This window comes from Inquilinus sp. Marseille-Q2685, assembly GCF_916619195.1.
Taxonomy (GTDB): Bacteria; Pseudomonadota; Alphaproteobacteria; order DSM-16000; family Inquilinaceae; genus Inquilinus.
The window spans coordinates 161686-184397 of record NZ_CAKAKL010000003.1; the positions used below are offsets into that span (position 1 = coordinate 161686).

Below are 22712 nucleotides of genomic sequence, written 5' to 3' on the forward strand. Positions count from 1 at the left end.
GGGACCACCGAGAGCCGCTCCGGCGGCCCCTGGATCCTCGGGTCAAGCCCGAGGATGACAGTTTTCTTTCACGCCATTGCCGCTCAGGAGCACATATAGGTCGCCTGTAACACGAGTTTGTCGCCCTGCCCGGACGGCCGCGAATCCGGGCTCACGCCCGCTGCTTCTGCCGGGCCTGCTGCAGATAGGGCGCCAGGTACTGGCCGGTGTAGCTGCGCTTGGCGCGGACCACGTCCTCCGGCGTGCCCGCGGCGATGATCTCGCCGCCGCCGTCGCCGCCCTCGGGGCCGAGGTCGACGATCCAGTCGGCGGTCTTGATCACCTCGAGATTGTGCTCGATCACGATCACCGTGTTGCCCTGGTCGACCAGCTCGTGCAGCACCTCCAACAGCTTGCGCACGTCGTCGAAATGCAGGCCGGTGGTCGGCTCGTCCAGGATGTAGACGGTCTTGCCGGTGGCCCGGCGCGACAGCTCCTTGGCCAGCTTCACCCGCTGCGCCTCGCCGCCCGACAGGGTGGTCGCCGCCTGGCCGATCTTGACGTAGTCGAGACCGACCCGGTGCAGCGTCTCCATCTTGTCGCGGATCGAGGGCACGGCGCGGAAGAACTCCGCCCCTTCCTCGACCGTCATCTCCAGCACCTCGGCGATCGACTTGTCGCGGTACAGCACCTCCAGCGTCTCGCGGTTGTAGCGATGGCCCTTGCAGACGTCGCACTGGACGTAGACGTCGGGCAGGAAGTGCATCTCGATCTTGATGACGCCGTCGCCCTGGCAGGCCTCGCAGCGGCCGCCCTTGACGTTGAAGGAGAAACGGCCGGGGCCGTAGCCGCGGGCCTTCGCCTCCGGCAGCCCGGCGAACCAGTCGCGGATCGGGGTGAAGGCGCCGGTATAGGTCGCCGGGTTCGACCGCGGCGTGCGGCCGATCGGCGACTGGTCGATGTCGATGATCTTGTCGAGGAACTGGACGCCCTCGATCGCATCGTGCGGCGCCGGGTGCTCATGCGCCCCCATCAGCTGCCGGGCCAGCGCCTTGTACAGGGTCTCGATCACCAGGGTCGACTTGCCGCCGCCGGACACGCCGGTGACGCAGGTGAAGGTGCCCAGCGGCACCTCCATGGTGACGTTCTTGAGGTTGTTGCCGCGGGCGCCGACCACCTTCAGCACCTGGCCCTTGTGGCCGGGGCGGCGGCTCGACGGCACCTCGATCCGCTTGGCGCCGGTCAGGTACTGGGCGGTGATGCTGTCGGCGCTGCGCATCACCTCCTCGGGCGTGCCGTGCGCCACTACCTCGCCGCCGTGAACGCCGGCGCCCGGGCCCATGTCGACCAGGTAGTCGGCGCTGCGGATGGCGTCCTCATCATGCTCGACCACCAGCACGGTGTTGCCGAGGTCGCGCAGCCGCTTGAGGGTGCCGAGCAGCCGGTCGTTGTCGCGCTGGTGCAGACCGATCGACGGCTCGTCCAGCACGTACAGCACGCCGGTCAGGCCGGAGCCGATCTGCGACGCCAGGCGGATGCGCTGGCTCTCGCCGCCGGACAGCGAGCCGGAGCCGCGCGAGAGGGTCAGATAGGTCAGGCCGACGGCGCTGAGGAAGGTCAGCCGCTCGTTGATCTCCTTCAGGATGCGGTAGGCGATCTCCTGGTCCTTGGCCGACAGCGTGTCGTTCAGCGCCGCGAACCACTGCCCGGCCTCGGCGATCGACTTCTCCGCCACCTGGCTGATGTGCAGCCCGCCGATCTTCACCGCCAGAGCCTCGGGCTTCAGTCGGGCGCCGTCGCAGGTGTCGCAGGGCCGGGTGCCCTGGTACTTGGCCAGCTCCTCCCGCGTCCAGGCGCTGTCGGTCTCGCGGAAGCGCCGCTCCATGTTCGGGATCAATCCCTCGAACGGCTTCTCGGTCTTGTAGGTGCGCAGCCCGTCATCGTAACGGAAGACGATCGAATCCTTGCCCGAGCCGTACAGAAGCGTGTTGCGGACCTCTTCCGGCAGGTCGCGCCAGGGCGTGGTGGTGCTGACGCCGTAATGGGCGGCGATCGCCTCCAGCGTCTGGTGATAGTATTTCGAGGACGAGCCTTCCCACGGCGCCACCGCGCCCTTAGCCAGGGTCCGGCCCTCGTCCGGCACGATCAGCTCCGGATCGAACACCAGCTTGGCGCCCAGCCCGTCGCAGGCCGGGCAGGCGCCGTGCGGGCTGTTGAAGGAGAACAGCCGCGGCTCGATCTCCGGGATGGTGAAGCCGGAGACCGGGCAGGCGAATTTCGAGGAGAACAGGGTGCGGTCGCCGCTGTCGGCGTTCTCGGCGATGGCCAGGCCCTCGGCCAGGCCCAGCGCGGTCTCGATCGAATCGGCCAGGCGGTTGCCCAGGTCGTCGCGCACCACCAGCCGGTCGACCACCACCTCGATGTCGTGCTTCAGCTTCTTGTTCAGCGCCGGCACGTCCTCGATCTCGTAGAGGGTGCCGTCGACCTTGACGCGCTGGAAGCCGCGGGCCCGCAGCTCCTGCAGCTCCTTCCTGTACTCGCCCTTGCGGCCGCGGACGATCGGGGCCAGCAGGTACAGGCGGGTGCCATCGCCCATCGCCATCACCCGGTCGACCATCTGGCTGACCGTCTGGCTCTCGATCGGCAGGCCGGTGGCGGGGGAATAGGGGATGCCGATGCGGGCGAACAGCAGCCGCATGTAGTCGTAGATCTCGGTCACCGTGCCGACGGTCGACCGCGGGTTGCGGCTGGTGGTCTTCTGCTCGATCGAGATCGCCGGCGACAGGCCCTCGATCGAATCGACGTCCGGCTTCTGCATCAGCTCGAGGAACTGGCGGGCGTAGGCCGACAGGCTCTCGACATAACGACGCTGGCCCTCGGCGTAGATGGTGTCGAAGGCGAGAGAGGATTTGCCGGAGCCGCTGAGGCCGGTGATCACGATCAGCTGGTCGCGCGGCAGATCGACATCGACGTTCTTCAGGTTGTGCTCGCGCGCGCCGCGGACGCTGATGGACTTGTGCATCGCCAGGATCACTCATGCGGGAAGGGCGTCCCCGGGCTCCGGGCACGCCGATGTGCAATATGGGGCGGGTGAAGCCCGAAAGCGACTCCGGCCCGGCTGCCGGATCGCTGCAAGGGCTGCGGCCGCGCTCCGCCCCGCAGCGAGTCCGATGGCAGGACTCGAACATATCGGGAACGTTGCGGTCAAGCGGAAAGCAAGATAGGATGCCTGTCCAGAGCCTTCCAGGGGCATGAATCCCCGAGGCTTCGGTGCTTCGCAGGCGATGCGGCAGGGTGCGGAGCGATCGGATCCGCCGCGCCGGAGAGTCCATGATCCGTCGGGTCGGCCTGGTCGCGCTTCTGCTGCTGCTGTCGGGGGCCGGCCATTCGATGGCTGCGGCGCTCGACTGCAGCGACGCCGGCAAGCGGCTGTGGAGCCGCAGCGACCCCCAGGTCAATCTCAGCCACATCTTCTGCGGAGAGATCGGCCGCAACGGCGACCCCAAGGGGTTCCACTCACGCGCCGCCGGGCTGCCGACCGGCGCGGTCGACCGGGTGGAGGAGACCGCGCATCGTGATGGCGAGGTCTATGACGCGACCGTGATCTTCAGCAACGGCCGGCGCAAGCGGTCGACCTTCTATCCCGACGACTGCTCGGCCGAGGCGATTCTGCGCTCGGTCCTCTATGCCTGGCGCAACCAGACCGGTGAGCATCCGGCGTGGGGTGTGCTCGGCCCGTCTGCACCGGACGGGGGGAGCCGGGGGGATGGCTATTGCCGCGACGACCGCGGCCGGCCCTTCGAGATCCGCATCGGCACGGTCCAGCGCCGCGGCCAGGACGCGGTCAACACCGCGTTCCCGAACTGAGAGGCCGGGATGAAGGGAAAGCACAGCACCATCGAGGTCACCCGCGACGCCCAGGGCCGGCCCCGGGTCGTGCCCGGCACCGCGGCGCCGATCCTGGCTGATTTCCTCGAGACCGACCTGCGCGGCGACGCCGCCTGGGCGGCCCGGGTGGCCGAGCGCCTGGGCGAGGCCGGGGAGGGGGGAGAGCCGATCACCGGCAATCTCTATGCGCTGGAGATCCGCGGCGCCCAGTCGGTGCTGCGCAACATCCACGACGCCAAGGTGCCGGCGCTCGTGCTGCCGACCCGGGATCTGGCTGCGGCGGTCGGTGCCTGGCTGGCGGCGCTGCGCAGGCCCGGACATGCGGCGCCGCCGCGTCGCAAGAAATGAGCCTGGCGGGGGCTCGAACGTGATTGGAATCGGTGGACCTTCCGTCTAGGGTCCGCCCCGGATTTGAGCAGTGAGTGAGGTCTGGATCATGGCTGGCAGCGTTAACAAGGTCATTCTGGTCGGCAATCTCGGCCGCGATCCGGAGATCCGGTCCTTCCAGAACGGTGGCCGCGTGGCGAATCTCTCGGTCGCGACGTCGGAGAACTGGAAGGACCGCAACACCGGCGAGCGCAAGGAGCGCACCGAGTGGCACCGCGTCGTGGTGTTCAACGACGCGCTGGTCGGGGTGGTCGAGCGGTTCCTGAAGAAGGGCTCGAAGATCTACATCGAGGGCCAGCTCGAGACCCGGAAATACACCGACCAGAGCGGCGCCGAGCGCTACACCACCGAGGTGGTGCTGCGCCCGTTCCGGGGCGAGCTGACCATGCTCGACGGCCGTGAAGGCGGCGGTGGTGGCGGCGGCGGCTTCGAGGACGAGGGCGGCTCGGGCGGCGGCTACGGCGGTGGCGGCTATGGCGGCGGTGGTCGGTCTTCCGGCGGCGGTGGTTATGGCGGCGGGTCGTCGGGCGGCGGCTCCTCCGGTGGTGGCGGCGGACGCGGCCCGATGGCGGACGACCTCGACGACGAGATCCCGTTCTGAGTGGTTCGAATCGGTGGCGCCCCGCAAGGGGCGTCACCAAGCTGTTCAGATCCTCGCAGGTGAGAGTCCTGCCACAGTAGGAGGTTAGTTGACTGTGTAGCTATGGCGTACGCGTGGAGGGTGACCGAAGCGCGGGAGCGACGCCGGAAAAAGGTGGCCCCCGACCCAGACAGTGGGTGCCCGCAAGCATGCAGCCCGTAATGCAAGTGAACCTTCATAAGCCTCGTAAATGTCAGCCGTACGGTGATGCTGGGAGAGTGCGGTGTAGGATGGTTTCGTCGAGCCTTTAGAATGGGGGCGAAGACCAGTGGATGCCGGTGGATGAACTGACCACGTGAAGCCGGCATCGGAACCCGGGGTATAGAGGATGGGATGCATGCACAGGACTGAACGGAACGAACGAGACCTTGCCCCGTCGCGGAATAACCCGCCGCGTAACTGACGGTATAAGGCAACCACCGAAATCCGGAGGGATGCGGGGACAAGGAGTCGGAGGAGGTCATAGTACTGACGATGGGCAGGACAACAAAACCTGTTCGGAGGGAAGGACCTCTGCTTCTGCCATGGGTATCGATGCAGGAGGCACTGTGTGATTGCGAAAGCTCAAAACACACCGTTTGAAAGGGTGCGAGTACTTCAGCGGTCCCTATACCGAGCAGCCAAGGTGAATCCGACGCGGAAATTCGGGGTGCTCTATGACAAGGTGTGCCGGGAAGATGTCCTTGCGCTCGCCTACGGACAGGTCAAGGCCAATGGCGGTGCCGCTGGCATCGACCATCAGACCTTCGCACATATCGAAGGCCGGATTGGTGTTGACCGCTTTCTCGGCGAGCTTCAGGGAAAACTTCTGGCAAAACGCTATCGTCCCCAGCCGGTCCGACGGGTCTATATCCCGAAGGCCGACGGATCGAAGCGTCCGCTTGGCATTCCTGTCATAGAAGATCGTGTAGTACAGGCAGCAGTGAAGCTGGTCATCGAACCGCTGTTCGAGGCCGACTTCAAGGATTTCTCCTATGGGTTCCGGCCTCGCAAGAGCGCCCATCACGCCCTGCGGGAAATCTACAAATGGATCAACTTCGGTTGCGTCCATGTTGTCGATGCGGACCTCAAATCGTATTTCGATACGATCCCGCACGACAAGCTGCTGCTCTCCGTAAGGTCGCGGGTCATAGACCGTTCAATTGTGAAATTGATCGGGATGTGGCTCACAGCCGGAGTCATGGAGGAAATGCAGGTCCGGAAGGAGACGACCGGCACGCCACAGGGCGGTGTTATCTCGCCGCTCCTGGCCAATCTGTACCTCAACTGGCTGGACCGTTTTTGGGAGAAGAAGGCGTTCGGCAAGCGTCCGCACGATGCACATATTGTGCGGTATGCCGACGACTTCGTCATTCTGTGCAGCAAGGAGCCGGAAGCCTATCTGGACGAGGCCCGCAAGGTACTCGACCGGCTGGGTCTCACTCTGAATGCGCAGAAAACACGGATCGTGGATGTCCGCAGCGAGCCGTTCGACTTTCTCGGCCATCGCTTCGCGGTGCAGCCGTCGAAACGCGACGGGAAGATGCGCACATACTACTATCCGGCTCCCAAGGCGATGGCGGCGGTCAAGAAGAAGATCAGGGAAGTTGTCCGAACGGGACAGCACCGTGACCTACCCGTCCTCATCAAGGAGCAGGTCAATCCGATCCTGCGAGGATGGGGAAACTACTTCAAGACCGGCAATTCGAGGCTCCACCTCAAAAGCATCGCCAACTACACGATGTGGACGCTCTGCATCATGCTGAGGAAGAAGCACAAGAAGCGGTCGAAGGGGTGGAGGGACCACCCGCCGTCATGGTTCTACGACTATCATGGCCTGTTCAAGCTTCCGAGCTTATCGGTCACGGGAGAGGAAACCAGCCGGTATGGCCGTCTTGTCGCGCCGTAATGCTGCCGGATGAAGGCAGTCGGAAAGCCGTGTGCGGGAAAACTGCACGCACGGTTTGATGAGAGGCCACTGTGGAGATCACTTCAAATCAGGGGCCTACTCTACGACACCAGCGGCGACGGATGGCTGCGGGATGCGAGGCCCGACGCCGCGCATCCTGCTGATCAACCCCAACACCAACCGCGCCACCACCGAGATGATGGTGGCGATCGCCCGGGCCGAGGCCGGCGACCGGATGGCGGTCGAGGGCGCGACCGCCGCATCCGGCGTGCCGATGATCCTCGACGAGGCCGCGCTCGCCGCCTCGGCGGAGCAGGTCGTCGCGATCGGCGCCGGAGCCGCGGGGATGGCCGGGATCATCGTCGGTGCGTTCGGCGATCCCGGGCTGGAGATGCTGCGCGGCAGCTTGGCGGTGCCGGTCGTCGGCCTCTGTGAGGCCGGGATGCTCGAGGCCTCATCCGGCGGGCGACGCTTCGGCGTCGCCACCACGACTCCGGCGCTCGCCGGCGCAATCGATGCCAAGGCCCGGACCCTGGGGCTGGGCCCGCTTTACACCGGCATCCGCCTGACACCCGGCGACCCGGCCGCTCTGGTCGGCGATCCGGAGCGGCTGGAACAGGTCCTGGCCGATGCGGTCGCCCTGGCGGTCGGGCGGGACGGGGCACAGGCGGTGGTGATCGGCGGCGGCCCGCTCGGCCGCGCCGCCAGCACCTTGGAGCGGCGTTTTGCGGTCCCGGTCATCGGTCCGGTTCCCGCTGCCATCCGTCGCATGGCCCTGCTGCTGGAGAAGTGACGCCGATGCTCAGGCGGTCAGCCGCACGCAGCGGGCCCAATGTCCCGGCGCCAGGTCGACCGGCGTGGGCTCGGCGGCGGTGCAGCTGGCGGCGAAGCGCTGGCAGCGCGGCCCGAAGGCGCAGCCGGGCGGCGGCGCGCTGAGGTCTGGCGGCGCGCCCGGGATCGCGTCCAGCCGCCCGCCCTTCGCCAGGGCATGGCTGGTGCGGGTGGCCAGCAGCCCTCGGGTGTAAGGATGCGCCGCCTCGCGGATCACCGCGGCGCAGGGGCCGGTCTCGACGATGCGCCCGGCATACATCACCGCGATCCGGTCGGCGACCTCGACCGCCACGCCGATGTCATGCGTGACGAAGATGATGGCGAGGCCGAATTCGCGCTGCAGCTCCCGCAGCAGCAGCAGCACCTGGATCTGCACCGTGGCGTCAAGCGCGGTGGTCGGCTCGTCCGCCAGCAGCACCTTGGGCCGGCAGGCGAGGGCCAAGGCGATCATGGCGCGTTGGCGCATGCCGCCCGACATCTCGTGCGGATAGTTGTCCAGCCGCTGCTCGGGCGAGGGGATGCGCACGCGCTCGAACAGCTCCAGCGCCCGGCGGCGGCCCTCGGCGCGGGAGACGCGCTCGTGCCGGACCACCGCCTCGGCGATCTGGTCGCCGATCCGGTACACCGGGTCGAAGGCCAGGCCCGGATCCTGGAACACCATCGAAGCGATGCGGCCGCGATGGGCGGACAGCTCGGCCGACGACAGGGCAAGGACGTCGCGCCCGTCCACGGCGACGGTGCCGCCGATGCGCGCAGTCTTCGGATGCAGGCGCAACAGCGTCCGCAGGGTGACGCTCTTGCCCGAGCCGGATTCGCCGAGCAGGGCGACGGTCTCGCCCGGGGCGAGGCTGAGGTCGACCCCGGCGACCGCCCGCACCCGTCCGCCGCCGGCGGCGAAATCCACGGTCAGGTTCTTCACGTCGACGATAGGGGCTGCGGTCATGCGGCGGCGCTTTGCGGATGGCCGGAGGCCGGGTCGGCGAGGTGGCAGGCCGCCCGATGCGTGCCGCCGACGCCGTGCAATGGCGGCTCGATCCGGGAGCAGGGAGCGGCAGCGGCTCGGCAGCGGGGATGGAAGCGGCAGCCGGGCGGCGGGTCGATCGGGTTCGGCGGATCACCGGACAGCGGCGCCTCCTCCGTGCGCCGGTCCGGGTCCATCGACGGCATCGAGGCCAGCAGCGCTTCGGTGTAGGGATGGCGTGGGGTGTCGAAGATCGACGCCGCCGCGCCGACCTCGGCGACTTTGCCGAGATACATCACCATTACCCGGTCGCAGATCAGGCGGACCGTGTGCAGGTCGTGCGAGATGAACATGTAGGTCAGGCCGAACTCGTCCTTTAGGTCGAGCAGCAGGTTCAGCACCTGCGCCTCGACCGATTTGTCGAGCGCCGACACCGCCTCGTCGAGGATCAGCAGGCGGGGGTTCAACGCCAGCGCCCGGGCGATGTTGACGCGCTGCCGCTGGCCGCCGGACAGCTCATGCGGGTAGCGCCCGGCGAAGCGGACCGGGTCGATGCCGACGCGGTGCAGCAGGTCCTGGGCCCGGGCGCGGGCCGCGCGGGCGCCCAGGCCCTGGATGCGCGGGCCGAAGGCGATGGTGTCGAGCGCCGTCAGCCGCGGGTTGAGCGAGGCATAGCTGTCCTGGAACACCATCTGCGCCTGCCGGCGGAAGGCGGCGACGCCCAGCGCCGCCGACCCGACCTCCTCGCCGTCGAACAGGATGGCGCCGGCGTCGGGCCGGATGATCCGCATGATCAGCCGCGCCGTGGTCGACTTGCCGCAGCCCGACTCCCCGACGACGCCCAGCGTCTCGCCCTTGGCGATGTCGAAATCGACCCCGTCGACCGCGCGCACCACGGGACCGCCCTTGCCCAGGAAGCCCGCCTTCCGGCCGAAATGCTTGACCAGGCCGCGGACGGACAGCAGCGGCGTCCCCGGCCCGCCGCGGTCGCGTGGATCCGGCGCGCTCACGACTTCACCTCCATGGCCGTGCGCAGCCCGTCGGAGAACAGGTTGAAGGAGATGGAGGTGAGAAAGATCATGGCGCCGGGCAGCGCCGCGACCAGCGGCTGGGAATAGATCGCGGTGCGCAGGGTGTTCAGCATCAGGCCCCATTCCGGCTCCGGCGGCTTGACCCCGAGGCCGAGGAAGGACAGCCCCGAGGACAGGATCATCGACACGCTGATCAGGCTGGTGGCGTAGATGAAGATCGGGCCCAGCACGTTGCCGAGCACATGGACCCGGATGATGGTGACCGGGCCGGCGCCGGACAGGCGGGCGGCCTCGACATAATCCCGGCTGCGGATCTGGGTGGTGACGCTTTCCGCCACGCGGGCGATCTGCGGCACGAACACCACGGTCAGCGACACGATCGCGTTCAGGATGCCGGCGCCGAGCGCGCCGGACAGCGCGATCGCCAGCAGCACCGACGGGAAGGCGAAGAACACGTCGATGGCGCGCATCACGAGCGTGTTGATCCGGCCGCCGGCATAGCCGGCGGCGATGCCGATGCCGGAGCCCAGGACGAAGGCGAGCAGCACCGGCGTCACCCCGAGGAACAGCGACAGCCGGCCGCCATAGATCAGCCGGGTCAGCATGTCGCGGCCGAGCTCGTCCGACCCCAGCGGATAGCCGGGGAAGCCCACCGGCTTCAGCCGCCGCGCCATGGCGCCCTTGACCGGATCGCCCGGGGCGATCCAGGGCGCCAGCACCGCCGCCAGGACGATCGCGACGATCACGGCCAGCGCGATCATGGCGACCGGATCGCGCAGCAGGCGCCGCCCGACATTCGTCCAATAGCCGCGCCGCGCGGGGCTCCGGGGCATGGTTTCGGCGAGTGCCGTCATCAGTCAGCCCCGCTGGATGCGCGGGTCGAGCGCCGTCTGCAGCACATCGACCAGGAGGTTGAGGAACACGAAGATCAGGGCCAGCACCAGGATGGTGCCCTGCAGCAGCGGCAGGTCGCGCTGGAAGATCGCGGCGTTGAGCAGGAAGCCGGTGCCCGGCCAGGCGAACACCGTCTCGATCAGGATCGAGCCGCCGAGCAGGTAGCCGAGCTGCAGCCCCATCACCGCCAGGGCGGTCGGCGCGGCGTTGCGGACGACATGGGCCAGCACGCTGCGCTCGCCCAGGCCCTTGGCGCGCAGCGCCTGGACGAAGTCCTGGTTCAGGATGTCGCCGACCATCGCCCGCACCGTGCGGGCGATGATGCCCATCGGGATCACCGACATGGTGACGGCGGGCAGGATCAGGTAGCGGAGATGGTCGAGGTCCGGCCGCCAATTGCCGGAGCCGTCCGGCCCGGCCCCGGTCGGGGGCAGCCAGCCGAGCGTGGCCGAGAACACGATCACCAGCACGATGCCGAGCCAGTAATGCGGCACGCTGACCCCGAAGACGGAGAGGGCGGAGGCCGCCTTGTCCAGCGGGCTGCCGCGGAAAGTGCCGGCGACGAAGCCGAAGAAGGTGCCGAAGGTGAAGCCGATCAGGGTAGCGGCGGCGGCGAGGATCAGGGAGTTCCCCACCGCCCGCCCGACCTCCGACGCGACCGGGCGGCCGGTCGCGATCGACCGGCCGAGATCGCCCTGCGCCACCTTCCACAGCCACAGCCCGAACTGCACCGGCAGCGGCCGGTCGAAGCCGTAGGCGGCCCGCATCTCGGCCTGCTGCTCGGCCGTCGCGTCGATCGGCATCACCGCGGTCAGGGGATCGCCCGGCGCCAGATGGACCAGCAGGAAGCAGACCAGGCTGACGCCGAGCGCCACCGGCAGGACGTACAGCAGCCGTCGCAGGATGGTGAGGAGCATCGCTCGGTTCCCGCTGGCGTCAGGGTTCCACGGTGATCGGCGAGAAGTCCTGGAACCAGTTCTGCGCCTGGACGAAACCCTTCACCTTGCCGCTCATGGCCCGGGCGTTGACGTCATGCGCCACCATCAGGAACAGGGCGTCGTTCACGTATTTCTCGTGAATCTTCTGCAGCACCTTGGCCTGCTCCGCCGGGTCGAAGGTCTGGCGCACCTGGTCGAACAGCGTGTCCATCTCCGGATCGCAATAGGCGCCCCAGTTGGTGCCGGCCGGCGCCGCCAGGTTGCACTGCAGGTGCCGGATGAAGCCGGTGAACGGATCCTGGATGAAGTAGGAGTAGTTCATGCCGGTGGCGCCGCGGGCGCTGGTGTCCTTGGCGCCCGCCCGCCAGATGTTGATCAGCTGGTTCCACTCCACCACCTCGAACTCGACCTGGATGCCGATCTCCGCGAGGTTCTGCTGGATGAACTCGTTCATCGGCAGCGGCTGCATCTGGCCGGAGCCGGAGGAGGAGATCAGGATCTTGGTCTTGAGCGGATGGTCCGGGCCGTAGCCGGCCTCGGCCATCAGCGCCTTGGCCGCCTCGGGGTCGTATTTCAGCTCGAAGCCGGGATGGCCGAACCAGGGATGGCCCGGCGGCAGGAAGCCCTGGGCCGGGATCATCAGGCCGGACAGCATCTCCGCCATCCCGTTCCGGTCGATCGCCAGATTGGCCGCCTTGCGGATGCGGATGTCGTTCCAGGGCGAGCCCTCGACCCGCGACAGATGCCAGGTCCAGTTGTGCGGATAGGCGTTGGTGACGATCTGGAAGCCTGCGGCCTTCAGCGAGCCGACCGCGTCCGGCGCCGGCGCCTCGATCCAGTCGACCTGGCCGGAGCGCAGGGCGGCGACCCGGGCATTGGCCTCGGGCAGGGGCAGCAGCACCAGCTTGTCGAGCTTCGGCACCCGGGCCTCGTCCCAATAGTCCGGATTTGGCACCAGCTCGGCCCGCTCGCGCGGCATGAAGGCGGTGAGCTTCCACGGGCCGGTGCCGGACGGGGTCTTGGCGAAGGCTTCCCAGCTGCGCCCGACCTTCTCCCACTGGGCGGGCGAGGACATCATGATCCAGGCCAGCTGATAGGGCAGGGTGGCGTCCGGCGCCTTGGTGACGATCTCGACCGTCAGGGGATCGACCGCTCGGTACGACGCGACCGACGGGATGCGCGACTTGCCCTGCGCCGCCTGGCGCTGGTCGTATTGCGGGCTGTCGGTCTTCAGCAGCTTGTCGAGGTTCCACACCACCGCTTCGGCGGTGAAGTCAGAGCCGTCATGGAACTTGACGCCCTGGCGCAGCTTGAACAGCCACTTGGTCCTGGTCGGATCGCCGGGCTCCAGGCCCCAGGAGGTGGCGAGGCCGGGGATCAGCTCCGACGGTCCGGTCGCGCTCGACAGGTCCCAGTTGATCAGCGCGTCATAGACCGTATAGCCCATGAAGCGCATGCCCTCGCCGCCATTGTCCGTCTGCCCGGTGGTCAGCGGGATGTCGGACGCGGTCATGCCGATGCGCAGGGTGCCCTGCGCCTGGGCGCCGCCGCAGGCCGTGACGGCGAGCATGGCCGCCACGGCCGCCTTGAGGATGAAGTGTCGCATGTCGCTGCCGGCTCCCGGTTGTCGTCGGGCAGCGCACAAGCAAGCGGCGGGCCAGGATCAGCAGCGGGCTGCCGGTACCGGCGATCCCGGTCCGGTCTGCCCGGATTGGATGCAATTTCCGGGTCGGATTGGATACATTTTATGCGGCCGGCGACCCGATCGCCTCGATCGGGTCCCGCCGGGCGTTGTCCGGCGGCGTGCGGCGGACCCCGGGCTGGGCCGCCCATGACGCGGCGTTGGCGATCACCGTCTGCACCTCGGCGTTGTGGTAGCTCGGGAAGGTCTCGTGTCCCGGGCGGAAATAGAAGATCCGGCCGTAGCCGCGGCGATAGGTCAGGCCGCTGCGGAACACCTCGCCGCCCTTGAACCAGCTGACGAAGACCAGCTCGTCCGGCTCCGGCACGTCGAAGAACTCGCCATACATCTCCTCCTGCGGGATCTCGATGTAGCGGTCGAGCCCGGCGGCGATCGGATGGGCGGGGGCGGTGACCCAGATCCGCTCGGTCTCGCCATCCTTGCCGTGCACCCGCCAGTTGACGCTGCAACTGGTGCCCATCAGCCGGCGGAAGATCTTCGAGTAGTGGCCGGAATGCAGCACGATCAGGCCGAGCCCGCCCATGACGTGGCGGCGCACCCGCTCGACCACGGCGTCCGACACCTCCTCATGCGCCTTGTGGCCCCACCACAGCAGTACGTCGGCGCCGTTCAGCACCTCGTCGGTCAGCCCGTGCTCGGGCTGGTCCAGCGTCGCGGTGGCGACCGGGAAGCCGCGCTGGCGCAGCGGGTCGGCGATCGCCTCGTGGATGCCGTCGGGGTAGATGGCCGAGACCTCGGGATTCTGCAGCTCGTGCCGGTACTCGTTCCAGACCAGCAGGCGGGGAAGGGCCATGTCGCTTGTCTCCGGGATTGCGCGGTCAGGGCAGGATCTCGGACAGCGACACCCATGTGCCGTCCTGGGCGCCCGACCGCATGCAGGCGAAGCTGGTGGCGAGGGAATGGATGTTGTCCTCGCCCGAGGTGAAGTAGCGCGGCGGCTTGCCGCGGACAGCCGCGGCGAAGGCGTTCAGTGTGCCGGCCCGGTCGATCAGCGCCAGCGGTTTCATCGGCAGGTCCCGGACCGAACCGTCCGGCTTGCGCAGCGCCAGCTTGTCGGCGATCTCGCCGCCCATGCCGCGGGCCTGCCACACCAGCTGCCCGTCCTCGCACTCGATCGCCCATTCGCCGGTCCAGGTGGTCGGCGTGCCGCGCGACACCCAGGAGCCGTTGTAGGACACCATCAGCCCGCTCTCGAGCGCCAGCAGCGCATGCGCCGCCGCATGGTCCTTGAACGGGCTGTCCGGCGTGTTCCAGCTGCGGCAGGCGACCCGCTGCACGTTCTCCCCGAAGATCATGCGCATCAGGTCGAAATGGTGGATCGCCATGTCCAGCAGCAGCGGGCCGGGGATGTCGTGGTAGCGATGCCCGGTCACCTTCCAGTTCTGCCGGAAATCGATCAGCGCCGACAGCGGCCGGCCATAGGTGCCGTCGCGGACCAGGTCGGCCACGGTCTGCACCGCCGACATGTAGCGGTAGTTCTGGCTGACCATCAGGATCCGGTCGACCCGCCTGGCCAGGTCGATCAGCTCCTGCGCCTCCTCCAGCGTCGAGGTGAAGGGCTTCTCGACCAGCACATGCTTGCCGGCCTTCAGCGCGGCCTCGCTGACGCTCTTGTGCCCCGCGGTCGGCAGCACCGCCAGCACCGCCTCGGCCTCGACCGCGGCGATGGCGGCGTCGAGGCTGGGGAAGCACCTGTCCTCGGCCAGGCCGAGCGTCTCCTCGGCCCGTTTCAGCGCCTCCGGGCTGGCGTCAACGAAGCCGACCACATCGACCGCCTTGACCTGCGGCAGGATGGTGTGGGCCCAGTTCATGCCCCAGCCGCCGAGGCCGACCTGGATGACCTTGACCGACATTCCGTTCCTCGTCCTTCTCGTATCGGGTGATGCTTACCAGCGGCCGCCGCGGCTGAGCCGGTTCAGGTCCTTCTGCAGCTGGGCCAGGTTGGCGGCGCCGTCGCCCTGCTTCGACAGGGTGTTGTGCACGGCGTTCCAGAACAGCGACGAGACTTCGCTGTAGCGCTCGCCCGTCACTGCGGACGGCCGGGCCACGGCGCTTTCCAGGATCTGCCGCGTCGTCTTGAAGAAGGGCCGCTTCTCCAGCAGCTCGGCATCCTCGTACAGCGCCGGAATGGTCGGCTGGTAGCCGCCTTCCATCGCCCGGCGCTTCTGCTCGTCCCTGGAGGTCAGGTAGAGGGCGAAGGCTGCCGCCTCCTTGGGGTTCTCGGAGTATTTCGAAACCGCGATCTGCCAGCCGCCGAGCGTCGCCGCGTGGCGCGCGCCCTCGCCGTCGCCCTTCGGCAGCGGCGCATAGCCGACCTTGCCCTTGACCGGGCTGTCGGCCGATTCCGCCAGGCTGGCGGCATAGGGCCAGTTGCGCATGAAAGCGGCGTTGCCGGACTGGAACACGCCGCGGGCGTCCTCCTCGATATAGTTCAGCACGCCGTCGGGGGCGATGGTGCCGACCCAGGAGGCGGCGAGGTCCAGCGCCTTGGCCGCCTGGGGGTTGTCGACGGTGATCTTGCCGTCAGGGCCGACGACGGTGCCGCCGCCGAAGCTGACGATCCATTCCAGCGCGTCGCAGGTCAGCCCCTCATAGGCGCGCCCCTGGAACACGAAGCCGAAGAAGCGGTCGTTGCCGGCCTTGCGTTCGCCCTCCTGGATGGTCTTGGCCGCTTCGGTCAGCTGACCCCAGGTTTCGGGCACCTCGAGCTTGTATTTGTCCAGCAGGTCCTGGCGGTAGTACAGCAGCCCGGCATCCGTATACCAGGGCAGGGCCAGCAGCTGGCCGTTGCGGGTCAGGCCCTGGACGATGTTCGGGAAGTGCTGGTCGATGGTGGCCTGGTCGACATACTGCTTCAGGTCGACGAAGTGGCTGCCCAGGATGCCGGGCCAGATCACGTCGACCTGGAACACGTCGATGTCGCTCGACTTGCCGGTGAGGAACTGCTGGTAGAGTGCCAGCTGCTCCGATGTCGATTGCGGGGCGGCGACGACCTTGACCATGTTGCCGGTCTTGGCCGACCAGGCCTTGGCGGCCTCGTCGCACAGCCTGGACTGGATGCCGGTGGAGCCGCAGGCGAAGGTGATCTCGGCGCCGAAGGCGGCCGAAGATGCCGCCGCGGTGAGGGCAAGGGCGGCGAGAGCGGTCAGGTGTCTCCCGGACATGGTTCCTCCTGTGGTCTCGACGAACGGCTTCTGTTGTCCGCTGCAATCGTTTGCAGATTAGTGGCGCGAGGGCGTTTGGCAACCGGCAATCGACGTCGCCGGCCGGCATTCGCCGGGACCGTCGCCGGCTGGGCACGCGAAGGCGGGCCGGTGGCTGATGAGGGACGAAAAGGGACGGCAGGGCTGGAGCGGAGGGGTCTAAGGAGTATTTAAGGACTCGCATGAAGGCAGGGATCGCCCGAGGTCTGCAACCAATGGTCGTGGCCGACATGACACGGCCAGAGGTTTTCTTGAAGTGAGGTTAGATAAAAAAATGGACATAAATAAACATTCCATATATTTCGATATAGTTTGCAACTCATGGTCGGCCGTCTAGGAATTCACTCCGAGATATCGAAGATCCTTTCCCATGCATAATATATTATGCAGGTTTCTCTGTTTCCTGATTTCTAGTAAGATTCGTCGTTATTTTGTTAAAACCAAATAAAGCTTGTGTCATGGCTCGATCTGTGTTACATAATAGGCTATTAAAGCTAGTTTAGCTAATCTTTTAAGGAATGGAGGAAATGAACAAATATTCTGGAGTTCTGAGGCGGTAGGCGGGTAGGTTCGAAAAATGCCGTCCTCGTCCGGATGGGCCGTAGTTTTGATATCTCCATTGAAGCCCTATCGCCGATGAACACGAATGCGCTGACACGAGCTTATCTGGTCCTCGGCGGGCTGGGGGCGGTGTCGCTGATTGCTTATGGCGTCTATAAGAGTTCGGTGCCGGCGAACACGGTGCCCGCATCGGCGCCGGTCGTGCAGCCTGCACCTGTCGACATGAAGGTCTTCGGCGTCATGACGGCCGCCCGGTTCATCGCCCGGGGGCAGGTGATCGCCCGGGAGGATGTGGCCACCACCTCGATCGCCGGGGCGGTGCCGTCGGGGGCCCGGACGGCGATCGGCGACGTGGTCGGCAAGGTGGCGACGGCTGACATCATGCCGCAGCAGCTGCTGCTCGATTCCACGATCTCCGCGGATCCGGCCCGGGCGGGCCTCGCCGCGCTGGTTCCGGCCGGCTACCGCGCGATCAGCATCCTGACCAATGACGAGATCGCGGTCAGCCAGTTCGTCCGGCCCGGGGACAAGGTCGACATCCAGCTGGTGCTGCCCGACGGCGTCCTGAACAAGCAGAACGGGCTGGAGCGGCCGGACAGCGATCTGAGCGAGGCGCGCACGGTGCTGCAGGACGTGCTCGTGCTCACCGTCGGCTCAACCCTGGGCGATCCGAGCCTGGCCCAGGCCGCCGCCGAGCAGGCGGCGAACACGGCCGGGCGCCGGAGCGAGCCGTCGCGGACCATCAGCCTGGCCATGACCCCGAACCAGATCGCTCAGTTCGCCCTGGCCCGCAGCCTGGGCTCCTTCTACCTGTCCCTGCGCAGCCCCGAAGACCTGCAGCTGATCGGGGACAACACCGCCAAACTCTCCGACATCCGCGGCCCAGCCCCGCCACCGGCCGCCCCGGCGCCGCCGCAGAAGAAGCCGATCGAGCTGATCGTCGGCGACAAGACCCAGCTGATCTATCCCAAGACGTCCGGAGAGCCGCGATGAGGTTTGTGGTCCGTATGCTGTGCGTCGCAGTTCTCGTCCTGGTCGCCCAGATCGCCGGGGCGGAGGAGCTGCGGCTCGGCGTCGGGGCCCAGCGCGTGCTCAACCTGCCGGCGCCGATCACCCGCATCGTCGTCGGCCAGGGCGGCATCATCGACGCGACCGCGCTGAACGAGGACCAGCTGCAGATCACCGGGCTGCAATCCGGCAAGACCACCCTCAGCATCTTCACCGCCCAGTCGGACCAGGGGGTCTCCTACGACGTCACGGTCGGCGGCGCGGCGGTCGCCCTGCCGACCATCCCCGACCGCGGCGATCCGGCGCGGCAGATCCGCGGCCAGCCCGGGCTGCAGGGGGTGCGGGTGAGCCGCGACGGCGACACGCTGGTGATGTCCGGCACCGTGCCGGATCTCGACGCCCATGCCCGGGCGTCGAGCATCGCCCGCGCCTATGGCGGTGGCAACGTCGTCGACCTGACCCGGGTCACCGGCAACCAGATGGTGGCCGTCGACATCCAGTTCGCGGCGGTGTCGGCGACCACGTTGCGCGCCCTCGGCTTCAACTTCGCGGCACTCGGCGGCAGCGATTTCCAGGGCGCGATCGTCGGGCCGAACTCGCTGCAGAGCTTCGAGTTCAACGGCGCCGGGCTGTCGCTCGAGGCCTCGGCGCCGCTGGCCAGCGCCTTCAATCTCTTCCTCGGCGATCCGCGCAACGGCATTCTCGGCATCCTCAGCGCCCTGTCTCAGGCCGGGCTGACCCAACTCCTGGCCCAGCCGACGCTGCTGGTGCGCTCCGGCGACCAGGCCGAGTTCCTGGCTGGCGGCGAGGTGCCGATCCCGGTGCCCCAGGGCGGCGCCTCGATCGGCACGGTGACGATCGAATACCACGAATACGGCGTGAAGCTGGAGATCGCGCCGGTGGTGATGTCGGACAAGCGCATCGTGCTCAAGGTCGCGCCGGAGGTCAGCGAGCTGGACTTCGCCAACGCGCTCGAGTTCCAGGGCTTCAGCGTGCCGGCCTTCCGCCGCCGGTCGACCTCGACCACGGTCGAGCTGGGCAACGGCCAGAGCTTCGTCCTGGCCGGGCTGATGTACAGCAACAGCCAGATCAACGAGAGCAAGTTCCCCTGGCTCGGCGACATCCCGATCCTCGGCGCCCTGTTCAAGAGCACCAACAACCAGCAGGAGCGGCAGGAACTGATCATCGTCGCAACGCCGCGGCTGGTCACGCCGCTGTCGCCCGGGCAGATCCCGCCGCTGCCCGGGGTGGACACCCGCAAATACAACCCGACGGTCGGCGACATGATCCTGAACGTGGACCAGGTGCAGGATCATCTCGCCCCCTACGGGCTGATGCGCTGAGGCCCGCCGATGTTCCGGATCGTCGCCGCCACCGCCGACACCACCCTCGCCGCCGGCCTGATCGCCGCCCTGGAAGGGACGGCCGCCATCATCCGCTCGGCCCCGGACACGGCATCGCTGGCGGAGTTGTGCGGCAAAGCGAAGCCGGATCTGATCCTGCTCGATGCCGATCCGGTCGACGGCTTCGGCACCGTTCTCACCGAGGCGGTACGGACGGTGGCCGGCGCCGATCCGGAAGCGCCCGTCATCGTGCTCGGGGACGAGGCCGACGCGCGGTCCGTGCTGCGGGTGATCCGCGCCGGGGCCGCGGATGTGGTGGACCGGGCCGGCGACGGCGAGGCGCTGCGCGGGCAGCTCGGCCGGCATCTCGCCGGCACGCCGCGCGGCGATGCCGGCGGCAGCGGCGCTCTGACCCTGGTGCTCAGCGGCCAGCCGGGTGGCGAAGGCCTGTTCGCGGTCAATCTCGCGGTGCTGCGGGCCAAGGCGGCGGGCGGGGCGCTGCTGGTCGACGGGGCGCTGCCGTCGAGCGAGGCCGGCGCCGCGCTCAACGTGCCGCTCAACTACACCATCCGCGACGCGGTCCAGGACCTGTCGCGGCTGGACCGGACGCTGCTGTCCTCGGCGCTCGGCCATCACGTCGCGTCTGGGCTGCATGTCCTGCCCCTGGCTGTGGCGGGGGAGGAGGTGCACGACATCGCGCCCGACGCCATCGTCTCGATGCTGCTGGTGCTGCGGGCGCTGTTCGGCGAGGTCGTGCTGAATGCCGGCGGCATCCGCCATCCCGGCCTGCTCGACGAATTCGTGCGCGCGGCCAGCCGCATCTACCTGGTCGCGCCGCAGAAGTTCACCGCGGTCAAGGCCTGCCGCGACCTCCTGGTCCGGATCGGCTCGAGCCCCCAAGTGCTCGACCGCGTCACCCTGGTGGTCGAGGACCACATGCCGGGGATCGGCCTGACCGAGGAGCAGATGCGCGAGGCGCTCGGCCTAAAGCGCTCGGTGCGCCTGCCGGCTGCCAGGGTCGAGCTGGTTAATGCGCTCAATGCCGGCCACCCGCTGGTGCTGGAGCAGCCGCGGGCGCCCTACAGCAAGGCGATGGCGAAGCTGGCCGAAGGCGTGGCGGCGCCGGTCGCGGCCGCCCCGCGGCCGGCGCCGCGCGGCATCGGCCTGTTCGGCCGGCTGCGGACGTCGTGAGGGGACAGGCGATGGCGGGGCTGATCAACGGTGTCGGCGTGAAGGTTGCGGCGGATCCGGAATCGGCCGCCGCCCAGCTGCGCGTAACCGATGGCTATCAGCGCACCAAATTCGCCATCTTCAACCTGGTGTTGGAGCAGCTCGAGGCGCTCGGCATCACCGCTGAGACCGCCAGCCCGGCGATGGTCCGCGACGGCATCGAGCAGGCCATCACCCGCTTCGCCGCCAAGGAAGGACTGGCCTTGAACGCGGCCGAACGGGCGCTGCTGGCCGCCGAGGTGCAGAACGAGGTGGTCGGCCTCGGCCCGCTCGAGCCGCTGCTGAAGGACCCGTCGATCGACGACGTGATCGTCAACGGCCCCTACAGGATCTATGTCGAGCGCGGCGGCCAGCTTTCGGCGGTGCCGGTCCGGTTCCGCGACAATGCGCATCTGATGAACATCATCCAGCGCATCGTCAGCCCGATCGGCCGCCGGGTGGACGAGGCGACGCCCTATGTCGACGCCCGGCTGCCGGACGGGTCGCGGGTCAACATCGTGATCCCGCCGATCGCGCTGGACGGGCCGATGGTGTCGATCCGCAAGTTCCGGGTCCAGGCCATGGGCGCGCAGGACTATGTCCGGCTCGGCTCGATAAGCCAGGAGATGATGGGCTTCCTGGCCGCGGCCGTGCGCTCGCGCCTCAACATCCTGATCTGCGGCGGCACCGGCTCGGGCAAGACCACGCTGCTGAACATGCTCAGCGGCTATATCGACGAGAAGGAGCGGCTGATCACGATCGAGGACGCGGCGGAGCTGCAGCTGCGGCAGAGCCATGTGGTGCGGCTGGAGACGCGGCCGCCGAACCTTGATGGCAGCCGGGAGGTCACCGCCCGGGACCTGGTGCGGAACGCGCTGCGGATGCGGCCCGACCGCATCATCCTGGGCGAGGTGCGCGGTGCCGAGGCGGTCGAGATGCTGCAGGCGATGAGCACCGGCCATGACGGGTCGATGGCGACGATGCACGCCAATTCCAGCCGCGACGCCTTCGGCCGGCTGGAGATGCTGCTCGGCTTCGGCGGGCTGAGCGGCGATCCGAAGACCCTGCGGCGCTACATCGCCAACAGCATCCAGATCATCGTCCAGGTCAACCGCATGGCGAACGGCAAGCGCCGGATCACCTCGGTGTCCGAGCTGACGGGGCTGGAGGGGGAGAGCTACAGCCTGAATCAGCTCTTCACTTTCGAGGAGCAGCCGCCGCTGAGCGGGCTGGGCGAGTTCCGGGTCCATTCGGCGCGCCCGTTCTACGCTCATCGCCTGGTCGGGGCGCCCGACCTGCGGGCTGCCGTGGGGGCATCGCCATGACCGGCTTCGGCTTTCTCCTGCTCGGCGTCCTTGCTCTGCTGGTGATGGCCGGAGTCAGCCTTCTGGCCGGGCGGGCGCAACGCCGCCGGCAGCAGCAGGTGCAGGAGCGGCTGCAGTCGCTTCGCAGCGTGTTGCCGGACGGCGGAACGACGGTGGCCCACCGCACCATTGCTGATCCGGCCCGAATGCCTCGTGTGCTGCGGCTTTGGCTGGATCGAGCCGATGTGACCCCGTCGCCCCGCCTGATCGTCACTGCGGGCCTGCTGACGGCGGGCGGCGCCGCCGGGTTGGCGTGGCTGTTCGGCCCGATTCCGGCCGCCGCCGTCGCGGTAGCGGTTCCGGCGGGAGCTCTCTATGCCCTCTGGTTTCTCGCCAGCCGGCGCCTCAACGCCTTCATCACCGCCTTGCCGCTGTTCCTGGATGCCACGCGCCAGCTGCTGATGGTCGGCAACTCGACGCAACAGGCACTGCTGAAGGCGGCAGAGAACGCGTCACCGGCGCTGCAGCGCTACCTGCAGCCGATGATCCGCCGCATCAACAACGGCGCGCCGATCCCGGAGGCGGTGTCCTGGCTCGCGGCCCGGCTGGGGGTGCCCGAGCTGTACATGCTGGCGACGGCGATCGAGACCAATTTCCGCTTCGGCGGCCGGCTGTCGGCGGTGCTGGCCAATCTGGTGCAGATTCTGCGCGACCGGGCGCGGGTGGGACGCGAGCTCAAGGCGGCGACGGCGGAGATCCGTTTCAGTGCGATCGTCCTCGGCCTGATGCCGATCATCGCCGGGGTGATGATCTGGCTGGTGAAGCCAAGCTACATGTTGTTCTTCGTCGAGGCCGAGCAGGGCCCCCGGCTGGCAGCGATCGCGGTTGGCCTGCAACTGATCGGCATGCTGATCATGCGTCGCATCATGCGGCTGGAGTTCTAGG

General features: G+C 68.0%; 19 protein-coding genes. 10 read left to right on the forward strand and 9 right to left on the reverse strand.

Annotated elements, in window-relative coordinates:
• Positions 1–151: 151 nt before the first annotated feature.
• On the reverse strand, positions 152–3001 hold the full coding sequence (uvrA, locus tag LG391_RS18550; RefSeq protein WP_225769520.1) for an excinuclease ABC subunit UvrA: 2850 nt from the start codon (positions 2999–3001) through the stop codon (positions 152–154).
• A gap of 308 nt (positions 3002–3309) precedes the next feature.
• Between uvrA and LG391_RS18555 the strand changes: the two genes are divergently transcribed.
• The 5 genes from LG391_RS18555 to LG391_RS18575 all read left to right on the forward strand — a co-directional run bounded on the left by LG391_RS18555 (position 3310) and on the right by LG391_RS18575 (position 7575).
• Entirely contained in the window at positions 3310–3846 is a 537-nt protein-coding gene (locus LG391_RS18555) for an EndoU domain-containing protein (protein ID WP_225769521.1), read from the forward strand.
• A 9-nt stretch (positions 3847–3855) separates the two neighbouring features.
• Positions 3856–4215 (forward strand): hypothetical protein, encoded by a 360-nt coding sequence (locus tag LG391_RS18560; protein ID WP_225769522.1) that lies wholly within the window; start codon positions 3856–3858, stop codon positions 4213–4215.
• An 88-nt stretch (positions 4216–4303) separates the two neighbouring features.
• Positions 4304–4855, forward strand: coding sequence for a single-stranded DNA-binding protein (gene ssb / locus LG391_RS18565; protein WP_304608514.1), 552 nt, complete (start codon positions 4304–4306; stop codon positions 4853–4855).
• Between the two features lie 688 nt (positions 4856–5543).
• On the forward strand, positions 5544–6782 hold the full coding sequence (gene ltrA, locus LG391_RS18570) for a group II intron reverse transcriptase/maturase (RefSeq protein WP_225769523.1): 1239 nt from the start codon (positions 5544–5546) through the stop codon (positions 6780–6782).
• Between the two features lie 133 nt (positions 6783–6915).
• Positions 6916–7575 carry an aspartate/glutamate racemase family protein gene (locus LG391_RS18575; RefSeq protein WP_225769524.1) on the forward strand — a complete coding sequence of 220 codons (660 nt, stop codon included), beginning with the start codon at positions 6916–6918 and terminating at the stop codon, positions 7573–7575.
• A gap of 9 nt (positions 7576–7584) precedes the next feature.
• Here the strand turns inward: LG391_RS18575 and LG391_RS18580 are convergent, their stop codons facing one another.
• The 8 genes from LG391_RS18580 to LG391_RS18615 all read right to left on the reverse strand — a co-directional run bounded on the left by LG391_RS18580 (position 7585) and on the right by LG391_RS18615 (position 16303).
• Positions 7585–8556, reverse strand: a complete 972-nt coding sequence (locus LG391_RS18580) for an ABC transporter ATP-binding protein (RefSeq protein WP_225769525.1) — start codon at positions 8554–8556, stop codon at positions 7585–7587.
• Positions 8553–9584, reverse strand: coding sequence for an ABC transporter ATP-binding protein (locus tag LG391_RS18585; RefSeq protein ID WP_225769526.1), 1032 nt, complete (start codon positions 9582–9584; stop codon positions 8553–8555). The genes LG391_RS18580 and LG391_RS18585 overlap by 4 nt, the downstream gene beginning before the upstream one ends.
• The gene (locus LG391_RS18590) at positions 9581–10438 is read right to left on the reverse strand and encodes an ABC transporter permease (RefSeq protein ID WP_225769527.1); all 858 of its coding nucleotides are present in this window, start codon (positions 10436–10438) and stop codon (positions 9581–9583) included. Before LG391_RS18590 ends, LG391_RS18585 begins: the two co-directional genes overlap by 4 nt.
• Positions 10439–10462: 24 nt before the next feature.
• A complete protein-coding gene (locus LG391_RS18595; RefSeq protein ID WP_225769528.1) occupies positions 10463–11416 on the reverse strand; it encodes an ABC transporter permease in 954 nt (317 codons plus the stop codon).
• A 19-nt stretch (positions 11417–11435) separates the two neighbouring features.
• A complete protein-coding gene (locus tag LG391_RS18600; protein ID WP_225769529.1) occupies positions 11436–13043 on the reverse strand; it encodes an ABC transporter substrate-binding protein in 1608 nt (535 codons plus the stop codon).
• Between the two features lie 139 nt (positions 13044–13182).
• The gene (locus LG391_RS18605) at positions 13183–13932 is read right to left on the reverse strand and encodes a ThuA domain-containing protein (protein ID WP_225769530.1); all 750 of its coding nucleotides are present in this window, start codon (positions 13930–13932) and stop codon (positions 13183–13185) included.
• Positions 13933–13957: 25 nt separating this feature from the next.
• Positions 13958–14992: a Gfo/Idh/MocA family protein gene (locus LG391_RS18610; protein ID WP_225769531.1), complete on the reverse strand. Its 1035-nt coding sequence runs from the start codon at positions 14990–14992 to the stop codon at positions 13958–13960.
• A 33-nt stretch (positions 14993–15025) separates the two neighbouring features.
• Positions 15026–16303 (reverse strand): ABC transporter substrate-binding protein, encoded by a 1278-nt coding sequence (locus LG391_RS18615; RefSeq protein WP_225769532.1) that lies wholly within the window; start codon positions 16301–16303, stop codon positions 15026–15028.
• Between the two features lie 675 nt (positions 16304–16978).
• Between LG391_RS18615 and cpaB the strand changes: the two genes are divergently transcribed.
• The 5 genes from cpaB to LG391_RS18640 are packed head-to-tail and all read left to right on the forward strand — an operon-like array spanning position 16979 to position 22711.
• Positions 16979–17896 (forward strand): Flp pilus assembly protein CpaB, encoded by a 918-nt coding sequence (gene cpaB, locus LG391_RS18620; protein ID WP_225769533.1) that lies wholly within the window; start codon positions 16979–16981, stop codon positions 17894–17896.
• Entirely contained in the window at positions 17893–19254 is a 1362-nt protein-coding gene (locus LG391_RS18625; RefSeq protein WP_225769534.1) for a type II and III secretion system protein family protein, read from the forward strand. The genes cpaB and LG391_RS18625 overlap by 4 nt, the downstream gene beginning before the upstream one ends.
• A 9-nt stretch (positions 19255–19263) precedes the next feature.
• Entirely contained in the window at positions 19264–20445 is a 1182-nt protein-coding gene (locus LG391_RS18630; RefSeq protein WP_225769535.1) for a CpaE family protein, read from the forward strand.
• An 11-nt stretch (positions 20446–20456) separates the two neighbouring features.
• On the forward strand, positions 20457–21788 hold the full coding sequence (locus LG391_RS18635; protein ID WP_225769536.1) for a CpaF family protein: 1332 nt from the start codon (positions 20457–20459) through the stop codon (positions 21786–21788).
• A complete protein-coding gene (locus LG391_RS18640) occupies positions 21785–22711 on the forward strand; it encodes a type II secretion system F family protein (protein WP_225769537.1) in 927 nt (308 codons plus the stop codon). Before LG391_RS18635 ends, LG391_RS18640 begins: the two co-directional genes overlap by 4 nt.
• Position 22712: the final 1 nt, after the last annotated feature.